This is a genomic window from Hydrocarboniclastica marina (genome assembly GCF_004851605.1).
Lineage (GTDB): Bacteria > Pseudomonadota > Gammaproteobacteria > Pseudomonadales > Oleiphilaceae > Hydrocarboniclastica > Hydrocarboniclastica marina.
Window position 1 is genome coordinate 2,733,153 of the sequence record NZ_CP031093.1, and the last position, 14,573, is coordinate 2,747,725.

The following is a 14,573-nucleotide window of genomic DNA, read 5'->3' on the forward strand; positions in this document are numbered from 1 at the left end:
GTTTCCTGATGATAAGGGTCGAAACGCCTCAGGCCGAACCTGACGGTATCCCTGACACAGTACCGTCCCAATGGCCTGCCTGTGCTCGGATTCCGTGCGCCCAACTAGTCTGCCAGACGCCGCAGCGCAGGCTCAGGCGCCGATTCTAGCAACTTATAGCCGGCAAATCCCGGTCGTGGCAGACTTTGGGCGGAAAGCGGTCGTGAGAATGATGTCGTCATCACCAGCGATGTCGCAGGTACCGGTTCGCCATCCGCACCGACCAGCCTCGCCTCGCCGTTAACCACCTCGACTGTTACGCGTTCGCGCAGGCCAGCCACCGGGTATTCAGCACAGGCCTCACCCGGGCTACAGATCACGCCATCATTGTCGAGATCGGTGCCGGCCACGAGGAAGTAGGTCTCTCCGATGCGCGCTTCGTTTGACGCTTTATCTTCGACCGAGGCGTCGGTAACGCCGAAATTGAACCGATACACCCCGTCAACAGCGCTGAGTCCGGTCTGAGCACTGGCTTTCGTGATGTAATCTTCCGACCAGCTGGGGTCCGGGTCGGCCACCTGCAAAAGCACGTAATGCAGCCCGGCATTCCTTTCCGCAACGGCAGAGCTCACGGGGACTATTACAGGTACCTTGAAGCTGCGCTGATGCCCGTCTGAGCTATAGGTCACTGTCAGAAAACTGCGGTAGGCCCGGGCTTCGGTAAGTACCGCATGGTCAACGCTTACTGGTAGTGAAAAGCCGGCGTCGGTCGCGCTGAGTTCTCCGGCCCGCAGCCAGGGCACCTCAGACGTAACCTCTATACTTTGCGCCCCGATAGACCCGCCGCCGTTTCCCACCTGGTTGAGCAAAAGCACCTGTTGGGTGATGGTCCTTTCAAATTTCAGCAGTGTTGGTTCGGCCAGCAGCAGAGATAGCGAGCCGGCGCTGGCAGTTTCAACGGCCAGCGCCGCATCAATAATGCCGGCGCCATAGCCGGGGTTGCCCGGCCCGGAAGCCCCCTTCGTTATGTCATCCAGCAGTGCATGTATAACGGGTGCAGAGATCTCAGGGTTGAGGGACTTCATGAGCGCAAACACCCCGGCCACGTGAGGCGTGGCCATGGACGTGCCCTGCAGTCCAGCGTAAGTTGCACCGGTGTCTTCGTTGCCGCTGGCGCTCACAACAACATCAGCGCGGCCATCCTGGTTGGCGTCGCGCCCGGCATCGCCGCCTGGCGCTACCAGGTCTACAGACGAAGCCCTGCTGGAATAGCTGGCGAGCACGCCGGCTCCGTCCACAGCCCCAACCCCGAATACGCCGTCAAGCCCTGCGGGATAGACGGGCTCCTGCGTCGGCGCATTTCCTGCAGCCGCCACAATCAGCACCCCCGCCGATGCGGCGTTTTCCACCGCCGTCCTCAGGTTCGGCGGGGCTGCCGAAGAGCCTAGGCTCAAGTTGATGACGTCTGCGCCGTTTTCGACCGCCCAGTTAATCCCTGTGATAACGTCCGACAGGGTGCCCGTACCATTCTCATCCAGCACGCGTACCGGCAGCAGCCGGGCGTTCGGCGCCACGCCTGCACCGCCCAGACCATTGTTGCCGCTGGCGGCAATAGTCCCGGCAACGTGTGTGCCGTGGTAGACCGAGCCGCCCAAAGCTGAACCAGGATCTACTGGGTCACCACCGTTTATTGTGTCCAGGCATGTGCTTGTTCCACAGTTATCGGGCAAATTCGGCCTCAGATCCTCGTGCCACCCCTCGACACCACGAAAGACGCCTGTATCCAACACCGCGATTCTGACGCCGTCGCCACCGTCGGGAACCAGTTGCCACGCCTGCGGAACGCTGATAAGGGGGTAGTGCCACTGGGCCGGATACAGCGGTTCGTTGACTGACCCGAAAGCGCTGAGACCCCTGAAGATATAGTTTGGCGACGCCGCGGCGATCTCGGGCTGGCGGCGAAGCTCCTCGATCCACTCGACTGTTCGCTGCTTTATGTCCAGTGACTGGCTCCTTACGCCGCCATAGGCCTGGACCGAAAGCGGCATGGTGAGTTTGTACTGACCGTTGCCGAGCGGCTGATCCAGGCTCAGGGCGCTGAACTGGTTTCGGTTCTGCTGGGCTGAAGCCTGGGCGGCGGCCGTCATCTCAACAACCGCCTCGCCCGGTCTGAAGTCATCGGACGCCCAATGCAGCGAGGTAAACCTGGCGGTTGGACTCGTCTGGAGAACGTACCGGCTCGGTCCGGTCTGGGACGCTGCCCCCACATCGACAATATACGTACCGGCCTCTGCATCCGTCGGCAGCGACAGACTGAGCCAGCGTGGCTCGTCCTGAACCGGAGCCTTCTCAAAGCTGGATGTGTCAACCAATTGTGCATCGAGTGCGCGGATCAGCCGGAGGCTATGCCCCGCTTCTGGCGTGAAAAACTCGACATCAACCGACTGGCCGGGTTCCAGGTCAATGCAGTACTGGTCACGGATATCCTCGGGAAAGACAAATTTCTTTTTGCTTTGCCCCTCATACTCGCCACTGGTACCGCTCACATAGCCGCCGAGGATGACGGCCGATGGCAAGCGCTCGGGTTGGGTCAACCGGCTGGTAGCATACTCCACCAGAAGATCAGCAGGATCTTTGTCGACCCGTGCGTTCGCCTCGATCTCAATCAATCCGCTGATGCGCGGGCCGTTAATCGGCCGTTCGACCAGGGTAAGCGTGGGCGCCACCCCGCATTGGATCGCGTTGGCCGTATTCCCGCTTTCGCCGCTACCGGACCCGCCTCCGCAGGCACTGACCAGTATCGGCAAGACAAAGAGAGCGGGCTTGAACAAGCGACTTTCATACATCGGTGGAAACCTGCGAAGTGATTGCGATCAGCTGAGCGAAGAATCAGGTCAGACTTGTGCCGACGGTATCACTCGGGCCAACCCCATCCTGTTAATTTTTGATAACAGGAAAGGCCGGGTGCCAGGGCGCAGTGATATGGCCGCTTTCCGCTTCAGCTCTGGCATGACCTCTCCCAATCAGGGTACTGGCAATCCCAAAGTCAGCATTACCTGTGCTGTCAGGTCGTCGAGATCCAACGACCGACGCTGCCCTTTCCCTTCCGGTTTGAACCAGGTAACCGTCCAGCTCAGGGCGCCGGTCAGCAGACGCCGAAGCACGAAGGGATCCGCTTTGACGAGACCCGCCCCGGACAGTCTTTCCAGAGTCTCAAGCCAGAGCTTTTCGTAGCGGTCGCGGAGCACCAGTATCTCAGCCTGGCTCTCAGGCGTCAGGCTGCGCCATTCGTACACCAATACCGCCATCGCTTCGCCCGTCTCGCCGTTTATGGCCTCCAGCTCACAACGAATCAGCGCCCGGATGCGATCCGTATCGCTTTCCGCCTTGACCAGCGCGGCCTCCATCCGGGACGTATTGTAGAGAATAGTCTCAACCATCACCGCCCGCAGGATCGCTTCTTTGGTCTGAAAGTGATGAAAGATGCTGCCTGACTGTATGCCCACGGCGGCAGCCAGGTCCCGAACAGTGGTGCGTTCGTAGCCCTTTTCGCGAAACAGATGCGCGGCCTGACGAAGAAGACGTCCACGCGCACTTTGGGGATCAGTCAGTTCGGAATAATGGGTGGAAGCGTTTGGACGCGTTGACAAGGTCGGCTCCTGAATACGTAACGTGACCGAAAACCGGGCCGGACGGGCCTGCGGCACAGCCCGATCATAGCAGTACATTAGACCGGATATCATGCCGCTTTACAAACCAAGCGCTTGCTTGGTAGTGTTCGGAAAACGTCACCAGGAACCCGAGCCATGTCTGACCGTACCAACCCTGTCCGAATAGGCTGTGCCGCCGCCTTTTGGGGAGACACCAACAGTGCGGCCCGACAGCTGGTGGAACTCGGGGAGCTGGATTACCTGGTGTTCGACTATCTCGCCGAAGTCACGCTGTCGATTATGGCGGGGCAGCGGATGAAGGATCCGGCTTCAGGTTACGCCACCGATTTTGTGCGGGATGTGATGACGCCGCTACTGGGCGACATTCACGCCCGCGGGCTCAAAGTCATCAGCAATGCCGGCGGCGTCAATCCCAGAGCCTGCCGCGACGCGTTGCAGGCCGCTGCGGACGCCGTGGGGGTCCCTCTGAGAATAGCGCTGGTCGAAGGCGACGATTTGATGCCGCAAAAAGCGGAGCTGGCGAAGGCAGGTGTGCATAGCACTGAGGGCGACGAGCCCCTACCCGGGGTCATGGTCAGCCTTAACGCCTACCTCGGCGCGCCGGGTATTGTGGCAGCGTTGGCTGAAGGCGCCGACGTAGTGATCACCGGACGCATCGCCGACAGCGCCCTTGCACTGGCTCCGCTCATTTACGAGTTTGGCTGGCGCTGGGACGACTACAACCTGCTGGCCCAGGGCAGTCTGGCCGGGCACCTGATTGAGTGTGGCGCACAGGCCACAGGCGGGAATTTCACCGACTGGGAACAGGTGCGTGATAGCTATGCTGATATGGGCTTTCCCATCGTCAGCGTTTCCGCCGACGGTGATTTCATCCTGACCAAACCAGAAGGAACCGGCGGACTCGTCACCTTCGCCACCGCCGCGGAGCAGCTTGTCTATGAGATTGGCGATCCGGGCGCCTACCTGCTACCCGACGTGACCTGCGATTTTACTGAAGTCACGATCGAGCAAATTGAAAAAGACAAGGTACGGGTCTCCGGCGCTCGTGGAATGCCGCCGACGGATCACTACAAGGCAGCCGGCACCTGGCCCGACGGGCACAAATGCATTGTGAGCTTTTTGCTTGCCGGTAGAGACGCGAGCCGCAAGGCACAGTGGGTCTCAGAGGCCATCCTGGAGAGAACCAGCAAGCTGTTGGCTGAAAACGGTTGGGGACCGTACAGCGATACCCGCATCGAGTGCCTTGGTACAGAAACAAGCTACGGCAGCCAGAGCCGCCAGGGGGCAACGCGGGAGGTTGTGGTGAGAATCAGCGTTGCCCATCCCAACAAGAAGGCACTGGTGCTTTTCTCCCGAGAGATTGCCCAGGCCGCCACGGGCATGGCACCGGGCATCACCGGGATGGTCGGCGGCCGGCCGACGGTCTGGCCCAAGATCCGGCTGTATACCTGCCTGGTCCCCAAGCAGCTGGTTCAGGTTCAGGTGCAGCTGGGCGAACACACGCGCCCGGTTCGGGTGGCCGGCGAAGGAGGCTTTTCAGCGGCGCTTCTGCGAAAAAGCGAAACGCTGTCGGAGCGGGCGCTCAAGACCGACACAACAGTACCGCTTATTCAACTGGCCTGGGCGCGCAGCGGTGACAAGGGAGATCACGCCAATATCGGCGTCATTGCCCGCAAGCCATCGTACCTGCCCTATCTGCGCGCGGCATTGACCGAGCAGGCCGTAGCCGAATGGATGCGCCACACACTCGATCCGAAGAACGGCGAGGTATTGCGCTGGGAGCTCCCCGGTATTCACGCCCTTAATTTTCTGCTCAAGCACAGCCTGGGCGGCGGCGGCATCGCCAGCTTGCGGGTCGACCCCCAGGGTAAGGCTTTTGCCCAACAATTGCTTGATATGCCCATCGCCATCAGCCAGGACGCGCTGACTAACTGATTCTGCGGAGTAACCCATGCACTATGCCTCTGTTTTCAAGCCCGGCCTGTTTTCCGGTCAGGTCCACATAGTCACCGGCGGCGGCTCTGGCATCGGCCGCTGTACTGCCCACGAGTTGGCCGCCCTCGGCGCCCATGTGGCACTGGTTGGTCGTAAAGAAGAAAAGCTCCAGGCAGTAGCAAGGGAGATTGCAGAAGACACAGGGAGCTCAGACAACTGCAGCTTCCATGTCTGCGACATTCGCGAAGAGGAACAGGTCAAAAGCACCGTCAAACAAGTCCTGGACACTTCCGGGCGCGTTGATGGCCTGGTCAACAATGCCGGCGGCCAGTTTCCCGCGCCGCTGGCGAGCATCAACCAGAAAGGCTGGGAGACCGTGGTTCGCACCAACCTCACGGGCGGCTTCCTGATGGCCCGGGAGGTCTATGGGCAGTACATGGCCAAAAATGGCGGCGCCATTGTCAATATTGTTGCGGATATGTGGGGTGGCATGCCGGGCATGGGTCACTCCGGTGCCGCCCGCGCCGGCATGGTCAACCTGACCCAGACCGCTGCCGTGGAATGGGGCACCAGCGGCGTGCGCGTCAACGCCGTAGCGCCTGGCTGGATCGCCTCCAGTGGCATGGACAATTATCCGCCCAGTATGAAGAGCATGATCATCGGGCTGCGCGACGGAGTACCGCTAAAACGGCTCGGCAACGAATCCGAGGTCAGCAGCGCCATCGTATTCCTGCTCAGCCCGGCAGCCGCATTCATCTCGGGCACGACCGTAAGGATAGACGGGGCCGCGAGCCAGGGCGGACGCGTCTGGCCGCTACCGCCTGCGAGAAACAACGCGCCTTTCAACGGCTTCCACCGGGCGAGCACACCCAGGGTGCTGCAGGACTGACCCAACCGATTCCGGCCGATTTTCTCTCATTGCATACACGTGGTGCCCAACAGATGCAGCCGATCGAGACACAGCTTGACCCCCTCAGCGACCTGTTCAAGGACAATGCCGACGCGATGCTGAGCCATATCGAATCCTTTCGCACAGTTGAAAAACGCGTTCTGGAAAAAACCGAAGAAGCCCGCGAACGGTTTCACAGCAAAGGTCGTCTGCTCCCGCGCGAACGGCTCAACCGTCTGATCGATCCCGGCAGCGACTTTCTGGAACTCGGCTCCCTTGCCGGGTACAGGATGCATGATGACAAGGACGGCAGTCAGGCCGGCGGGGGACTGATTGGGGGCATTGGCATCGTGGCGGGAGTGCGCTGCCTGGTGGTGGTGAGCAATAGCGCTATCAAGGGTGGCACCATTACGCCGGCGGGGCTCGACAAAACCCTGCGTCTGCAGGAAATCGCCCGCCAGCAAAAGCTCCCGGTTGTATCGCTGTCGGAAAGCGGCGGCGCCAATCTCAACTACGCTACGGACATTTTTGTGCTCGGCGCGCGCGGCTTCGCCAACCAGGCCCGGCTGTCGGCGGCGGGCATCCCCCAGGTGACTGTCGTGCATGGCAATGCAACAGCCGGCGGAGCCTACCAGCCAGGGCTTTCTGACTATGTGATTCTGGTACGCGACCGGGCCAAGATGTTCCTGGCCGGACCGCCCCTTCTCAAAGCCGCGACCGGGGAGATCGCGACTGACGAAGAACTTGGCGGTGCGGCTATGCATACAGAAACTGCGGGTACCGCTGAGTACATCGCAGAGAGCGATGCCGACGGCATCCGCCAGGCCCGCGAGCTGATCGGCGCCCTGGCCTGGAATGATCATCTTTCCCCAACCGCTGCACGAGAGTGGGATGAGCCACTGCAGGATATTGCAGAGCTGATTGGCGTCGTGCCCGCGGACCCCCGCCAGCCCTACGATGTGCGGGAGGTGCTGGGGCGCATCGCGGACGGCTCTCGCTTTCTCGATTTCAAACCCGCCTGGGATGAGCAGACTGTCTGTGGAACTGTGCGTATTCAGGGGCATGCGGTTGGCATCATTGGCAACAATGGACCCATAACCCCCAACGGGTCAGCAAAAGCGGCGCAGTTTATCCAGCTTTGCGACCAGGCGGGCAAGCCCCTCCTGTTCCTCCATAACACGACCGGCTTCATGGTCGGCACCCAGGCCGAACAGCAAGGCGCAATCAAGCACGGCTCGAAGATGATCCAGGCCGTGGCCAACTGCCGCGTACCCAAGCTGTCCATTGTCATCGGCGGCTCCTACGGCGCTGGCAACTACGCCATGTGTGGCCGTGGCCTGGACCCCGACTTCATCTTCGCCTGGCCCAACAGCCGTACCGCCGTGATGGGGCCAGCCCAGGCGGGCAAGGTCATGCGTATCGTGGCCGAGGAGAAGCAACGGAAAGCCGGCATCGAGCCTGACTCCAAAACCCTGGACTTCCTTGAACAAGCCACCGCCAAAAAGCTGGAGGAAGGCTCGTCAGCGCTCTTCGGCACCGCCCGCCTCTGGGATGACGGCCTGATCGACCCCCGGGACACCCGAAGGGTCCTGGGGCTGGTGCTGAACCTGTGCGACGAAGCCCGCCGGCGCCAGCTAAACCCCAACAGTTTCGGCGTTGCGCGGTTCTGAGATATCCGGTTTCCGCCAACACCCGCTGCAATCGAATCTTAAACAATCCCACGGAGATACCATGCTTTTCACCCAGGAACACAACGAACTGCGCCGCACGGTCCGACATTTCGTGGACAACGAGATCAACCCCCATTGTGATGAGTGGGAAAAGGCCGGCGCTTTCCCAATCCGGGAATTGTTCCCCAAGCTGGGTAAACTCGGCCTGCTGGGTATCCAGAAGCCCGAAGCGTATGGCGGCATGGGACTGGACTACAGCTACAACATCGTTGCGGCGGAAGAGCTGGGTATGGCCCATTGCGGCGGGGTGCCGTTATCCATTGGCGTACAGACTGACATGTGCACCCCGGCTCTGGCCCGGTTCGGATCGGACACGCTCAAGCAGGAATTCCTGGCGCCCGCGATCAGTGGCGAAAAGATCGGCTGTATCGGCGTCAGCGAAACTGGCGCGGGGTCAGATGTAGCCGGACTACATACGCGCGCACGCTCGGACGGGGACGACTATCTGATAGACGGCCACAAGATGTGGATTACCAATGCCCCCCAGGCCGACTTTATCTGCCTGTTGGCCAACACTTCGGACGACAAGCCGCACAAGAACAAGAGTCTCATCGTCGTGCCCATGGACTCCCCCGGCATCAGCATTGCGCCCCACCTCGACAAGCTCGGCATGCGTTCATCACAGACGGCGCAGGTTTTCTTCGACAACGTCCGCGTACCCAAACGCAACCGCATCGGCGCGGAAGGCACCGGTTTCATGATGCAGATGCTGCAATTCCAGGAAGAGCGGCTCTGGGGCGCGGCCAATGTCATCAAGGCGCTGGAAGCCTGTGTTGACGACACCGTCGCCTATTGCCGGGAGCGCCAGACATTCGGTCAGCCCCTGATCGATAACCAGGTGATCCATTTCCGCCTGGCCGAACTGCAGACCGAGATCGAGGCACTACGGGCCCTGACCTACCAGAGCTGCGAGATGCATATCCAGGGTAAGGACATTACCCGCCTCGCCTCCATGGCAAAGCTCAAGGCCGGCCGGCTCGGCCGCGAGGTGACCGATGCCTGCCTACAGTACTGGGGCGGCAACGGCTTCATGTGGGATAACCGCGTGTCGCGCGCCTACCGCGACGTCCGTCTGGTTTCCATCGGCGGCGGCGCAGACGAGATCATGCTGGGCATTATCTGCAAATTCATGGGCACGCTGCCCGGCAAGAAAAAAGCCTGACCCGGAGACGAGCACATGATTCGACTGCCACCTTGCAAGACGTTGCTTCTGGAGAAACAGGACCTGGCGCTGTTTATAACGCTGAACCGCCCTCAGCGCCGCAATGCCATGAGCCTTGCGATGGTTTCGGAATTGGCAGAGGTCTTCGCAGCCATTGCCGGGGACACATCAATACGGGCGGTCGTTCTGCGCGGTGCGGAAGGCCACTTTTGCGCCGGTGCTGATATCCAGGACATGATTGCCGCCCGCAGCGAGCAAGCCGGCGAACCGGCTGAAGAAATGGGCGGGAGCAGAGACCCCTTCTACAAGCTCAACCGCACATTCGGCTACCTGCTGGTCCAGGTCGAAAATGCACCCCAGGTCGTCATTACGGTGCTCGAGGGAGCCGTGTTGGGCGGCGGAATGGGGCTGGCCTGCGTTTCGGATGTCGGACTCTGCACACCCGACGCCCGACTGGGGTTGCCCGAAACCGGTCTGGGTATTCCCCCCGCCCAGATTGCGCCGTTCATGGTCAGACGCATTGGCCTCACCGAAACCCGTCGTTTGGCGTTGCTGGGCCTGCGGTTCGACGGCCCGGAAGCCGTGCGATTGGGCATTGCCCACGAATTGGTGGAACCGGAGGTGATCCCCATGCGCCTGAAGGACATTCTCGAACAGGTAAGAAGCTCTGCACCCGAGGCTAACCGCATAACCAAAGCCCTGCTCCACCGTGTCCACAACGAACCTCTGGAAGACCTGCTGGACGACGCTGCTGAACAGTTTGCCCGGGCTGTGCGAGGCCAAGAGGGAGAGGAAGGGACCCTTGCGTTCATACAGAAACGCAAGCCCTACTGGGCTGCGAACGAAGGGGCAGAGAAAGAGGCCACAGCAAGCAGGCCGGTGGAGGACAGGGAATGAGCTTCAACAAGCTGCTGGTAGCCAACCGTGGAGAAATCGCGGTGCGCATCATCCGCACCGCTCGCGCGCTCGGGTACGACACCGTCGCTGTGTTCAGCGAGGCTGACGCCGACGCTCTGCACGTTGCCGAAGCCGATGAATCGGTATGGCTGGGTCCCGCAGCCGCGTCGGCCTCCTACCTCAATATTGACGCCATCCTTGACGCGGCCAAGCGCACCGGCGCGGAAGCTGTGCACCCCGGCTATGGGTTCCTCTCGGAAAATGCGGAGTTCGCGCGTGCTTGTGGCCGTGCCGGCCTGGTATTCATCGGTCCTCCCGCCGATGCGATTGAGCTGATGGGGAGCAAGCGGCGTTCGAAAATCGCGATGCAGGAGGCCGGGGTACCGACAGTACCTGGTTACGAGGGCGCGTCCGAAGATGACAGCGAACTCGCCAATCAAGCGCGCAGGATCGGCTACCCGGTCATGATCAAAGCGTCCGCCGGCGGCGGTGGTCGCGGCATGCGGCGCGTTGATGGCCCCGACGAACTGCCGGGAGCCCTGGCACGGGCGCGATCCGAATCGCTCAACGCCTTCGGCAGCGACGAACTGATTCTGGAAAAGGCGCTGGTCGATGCCCGCCATATTGAAGTCCAGGTATTCGCCGACCAGCACGGCAACGTCATCCACCTGGGTGAACGTGACTGCTCCGTACAGCGCCGCCACCAGAAAGTCGTGGAAGAAGCTCCCTCGCCCTTTGTCGATGAGAAACTCAGAGCGGCTCTGGGCGAGGCCGCGGTAAATGCAGCGAGGGCCTGCAAATATCAGGGCGCAGGCACTGTTGAGTTCCTGGTCGACTTTCAGCGCCAATTCTACTTTCTGGAGATGAACACCCGCCTTCAGGTCGAGCACCCGGTGACCGAATGCGTCACCGGCCAGGATCTGGTCGCGTGGCAACTGGCGGTAGCGGCAGGACAATCCCTGCCTCTGACCCAGGATCAGGTAACGCTGCAAGGTCATGCCATCGAAGTCCGGCTCTACGCCGAGGATCCGGCAAACGGCTATATGCCCCAGACAGGCCGTATTGACGCCTGGCAACCCCTGGCCGGCGAGGGTATACGTGTCGACACCGGGGTGCGCGAAGGCAGCTCGGTGTCGCCTCACTACGACCCCATGCTGGCCAAGATGATTGCCTGGGGCCCGGACCGGGAAACCGCCCGGCGGCGCTTGGGCAAAGTCTTACGGCAAAGCTTTATCGCAGGGGTTACGACCAACCAGGCGTTTCTGGCCGAGATACTTGCCGCTCCGGCATTCGCCCGCGGAGAAGCAACGACCGAGTACCTCGATCACGCATTTGCGGGTGCAAAAGCGCGCTCGCCACGGCCGACGTCAAACCTGCTCGTTGCCATCGCAGCCGTCGTCTGCGCGCAGCGGGCCGGCACAGCAGGCTGGAGTAACAGCCTGCCCTCCCCGGTGTCGCTCGATCTCGAAATCGGCGAGAGCCTGATTACCGTCAGCTTGATGCAAACCGGTCGGCGCTTCCGGGTGTTCTGGGCGGTTGGCGAACGGGTCGGTGACGAGATAATCGACCTGATAGGTCATGAACCCGGCGCTCTGATCCTGGAACACAACGGGGTGCGCCGTCATTGCCGCTACGTGCAAAAGGGAGCTGAGCTCTGGTGTCAATGCCAGGGTGAATACGGTCAGGTTACGGACCGCACCGGAGCGCCGCCTGCGGCGACCCTCGTCAAAGGCGACGGCCAGCTAAGCGCCAGCATGGACGGCAAGGTCATCACTGTTGATGCAGCGCCCGGCCAGCGGGTAGCCCAAGGGGATCTCCTGTTGGTGCTCGAAGCCATGAAGATGGAGCACCCGCTGCGGGCGAACACCAGCGGTGTGGTAGAAACTGTGCATACCGAGGCCGGAGCCCAGGTACGACGCAAGCAGCTACTCGTATCCATAATCCCTGACCCGATGGACGCTGAAACATGACGACGACCGGCCGCCAGGCGTTGCTGGTTCAGTAGACTAAGAGCGCGTTGCCGCCGGGATTGTGGCCGACCTGGCTGGGACACCTCCCGGTATTGTTTTCGGCACCGAACTGGCCTGGTCCCCGCCGCGTGTTCAGACCGACATAGTGTGAATCCGACCACATTTACGCTAAAGCGAGGAACGGATCACCGAACCGAAGAGCATCTTGTGGTCCACTAGCGCGCAAATTCCAATCCGCCGCTTCCCTAGCGCTCAAACTCGAATGACGCCTGTCCCTGATAATCGGTAGCACTGTTTCAGGTGACAGCGAGCGCACGTTCAGATGAAGGACAGCGCACGAGCAATTACGGGATGTTGCACACGAGCTCACGGCAACGACGCCGGAACCGCGTGTGTGCAGAGCCGGCGATTCCCAATGAAACCAATGACCTGCACCAGTAGCGGGCACTTAGAGGGACTTTATGAGCCAGGACATCATCCGCATTCGCGACTTAGTCGATCAGCTTCCAGCCCTGGTACGCAGGCTTCCCAAAATTATCCGTGGGTATTACTACTATGCCCAGAAGAAAGACACTAAACCCCTGACCATAGGTGGGCTGATCGAGCGTAATGCCGAGCGCTACGGCGACCGTCCCGCCGTCCTCTACGAAGACCGCTCCGTCAGCTACGCCGAGCTGAACGAATGGGCAAACCGTTACAGCCATTTCTTTCAGCAGCAAGGCCTGAAAAAAGGCGACCGCATCGCCATCTTTCTGGAAAACCGTCCCGAGCTGCTGGCTGTTTTTATCGGCGCGGCAAAGCTTGGTGTCGCCTGCGCATTGATCAACACGGCCCAGAAGGGCCAGGTACTCGAGCACAGCATCAAGCTCACCGAGCCAAGGATGGTCGTGGTTGGTGAGGAGCTTACAGAAGCGTTCGACGGCATCAAGGATCGCCTCAGCTGCGACCATGCCAATCCTTTTCTGTTCCTGGCTGACAGGGATACCCGTACCGACCTGGGCCAGGCGCCCGACGGCTACCTGAACGTTGCCCAAGAGATCATTCGCTGCGCGGTGAGCAACCCTGCGGTCGACAACCCGCCACGCATGGGCGACACCGCCTTTTACCTGTTCACCTCCGGCACCACCGGCCTGCCGAAAGCAGCCCCCGGCAGCCACCGCAAGTTCGTCAAAGCCTATGGCGGGTTTGGCCTGATGTCCCTGGGCATGACGCCGGAGGATGTGATCTATGTGACCCTGCCGTTCTACCATGGCACAGCCATTCTGGTCTGCTGGGGCGCAGCCGTTGCCGGTGGATCGGCCATTGTCATGCGGCGTAAATTCAGCGCCCGCAAGTTCTGGGACGACGTGCGCTACTACCGTGCCACAACGTTCGGCTATGTCGGCGAGCTATGCCGCTACCTGCTCAACCAGCCACCGTCCAGCGAAGACCGCAACCATCCGCTGCGCAAGATGATTGGCAACGGTTTGCGCCCTTCTATCTGGCGCACGTTCAAGGACCGTTTTGGCATCGAGAAGGTGGCCGAATTCTACGCCTCCAGCGAAGGTAACATCGGTTTCAGCAACTTCCTCAATCTCGACAACACTGTCGGCATGTCGACCGCGCCCTACGCGCTGGTAAAGTTTCACGAGGGCACGCGCGACCCCGTGCGGAACGAGAAGGGGCTTCTTGAAGAGGTCGCCCAGGGCGAGCCCGGGCTGCTGCTGGGTGAGATAACGAAAAAGTGGTCTTTTGAGGGCTACACCCAGAAGGAGGCCACTGAAAAGTCCATCATCCACGGCGCCTTCAAGAAAAATGACGCCTGGTTCAACACTGGCGACGTTCTGAAAGACCTGGGCTGGCGCCACCTGCAGTTTGTCGATCGCATGGGAGACACCTTCCGCTGGAAGGGCGAGAATGTTTCGACCAACGAAGTCGAGAACATCATTGACGGTTTTGGTGGTCTTGATGAGGTTGTGGTGTACGGTGTCGAAGTGCCCCACACAAACGGTAAGGCCGGGATGGCAACAGTAGTGCCGTCAGAGGACCACCTCGACCTCGACGCATTCTACGCGTACCTGCAGGAGAATCTGCCGCCCTACGCGGTGCCGGTATTCGTCAGGGTAACGGACGCCATCGCCAAAACCGGTACGTTCAAATACAAGAAGAAGGACATACAGGACCTGGGTTATCAGCAGGGACCGCAGAATGACCGGGTTTATGTCGCCATTCCGGGCAAGACCGGATACAGCCTCCTCGACAGCGCAACCGTCGAAGCGATCGACAAGGGTGAGATCCGGCTCTAACGGCGATGCGTTAGGCAAGTAAACGAAGGGAGCCGGTCAGGCTCCCTTTTCACGT

At 60.8% G+C, this 14,573-nt stretch carries 9 protein-coding genes; 7 read left to right on the plus strand and 2 right to left on the minus strand.

Translation table 11 applies throughout. The features are described from left to right. Window positions 1-104: 104 nt before the first annotated feature. Together soil367_RS12170 and soil367_RS12175 are read right to left on the minus strand one after the other, a co-directional pair. On the minus strand, window positions 105-2,825 hold the full coding sequence (locus soil367_RS12170) for a S8 family peptidase (RefSeq protein WP_136549350.1): 2,721 nt from the start codon (window positions 2,823-2,825) through the stop codon (window positions 105-107). A 177-nt stretch (window positions 2,826-3,002) separates the two neighbouring features. Continuing rightward, window positions 3,003-3,629 carry a TetR/AcrR family transcriptional regulator gene (locus soil367_RS12175; RefSeq protein ID WP_246065276.1) on the minus strand — a complete coding sequence of 209 codons (627 nt, stop codon included), beginning with the start codon at window positions 3,627-3,629 and terminating at the stop codon, window positions 3,003-3,005. A 156-nt stretch (window positions 3,630-3,785) separates the two neighbouring features. Here soil367_RS12175 and soil367_RS12180 point away from each other — a divergent pair, with 156 nt between their 5' ends. The 7 genes from soil367_RS12180 (at window position 3,786) to soil367_RS12210 (ending at window position 14,518) form a co-directional block, all read left to right on the plus strand. Further along, on the plus strand, window positions 3,786-5,585 hold the full coding sequence (locus soil367_RS12180; RefSeq protein WP_136549352.1) for an acyclic terpene utilization AtuA family protein: 1,800 nt from the start codon (window positions 3,786-3,788) through the stop codon (window positions 5,583-5,585). A 16-nt stretch (window positions 5,586-5,601) separates the two neighbouring features. Further along, a complete protein-coding gene (locus soil367_RS12185; RefSeq protein WP_136549353.1) occupies window positions 5,602-6,474 on the plus strand; it encodes an SDR family oxidoreductase in 873 nt (290 codons plus the stop codon). A gap of 53 nt (window positions 6,475-6,527) precedes the next feature. Continuing rightward, complete coding sequence (locus soil367_RS12190) at window positions 6,528-8,144, plus strand: acyl-CoA carboxylase subunit beta (RefSeq protein ID WP_136549354.1); 1,617 nt, start codon at window positions 6,528-6,530, stop codon at window positions 8,142-8,144. A 61-nt stretch (window positions 8,145-8,205) separates the two neighbouring features. Further along, the gene (locus soil367_RS12195; RefSeq protein ID WP_136549355.1) at window positions 8,206-9,366 is read left to right on the plus strand and encodes an acyl-CoA dehydrogenase family protein; all 1,161 of its coding nucleotides are present in this window, start codon (window positions 8,206-8,208) and stop codon (window positions 9,364-9,366) included. Window positions 9,367-9,381: 15 nt separating this feature from the next. After that, window positions 9,382-10,263 (plus strand): enoyl-CoA hydratase/isomerase family protein, encoded by an 882-nt coding sequence (locus soil367_RS12200; RefSeq protein WP_136549356.1) that lies wholly within the window; start codon window positions 9,382-9,384, stop codon window positions 10,261-10,263. After that, on the plus strand, window positions 10,260-12,233 hold the full coding sequence (locus tag soil367_RS12205; RefSeq protein WP_136549357.1) for an acetyl/propionyl/methylcrotonyl-CoA carboxylase subunit alpha: 1,974 nt from the start codon (window positions 10,260-10,262) through the stop codon (window positions 12,231-12,233). The genes soil367_RS12200 and soil367_RS12205 overlap by 4 nt, the downstream gene beginning before the upstream one ends. Window positions 12,234-12,694: 461 nt before the next feature. Then, window positions 12,695-14,518, plus strand: a complete 1,824-nt coding sequence (locus soil367_RS12210) for a long-chain-acyl-CoA synthetase (RefSeq protein WP_136549358.1) — start codon at window positions 12,695-12,697, stop codon at window positions 14,516-14,518. Window positions 14,519-14,573 lie beyond the last annotated feature (55 nt).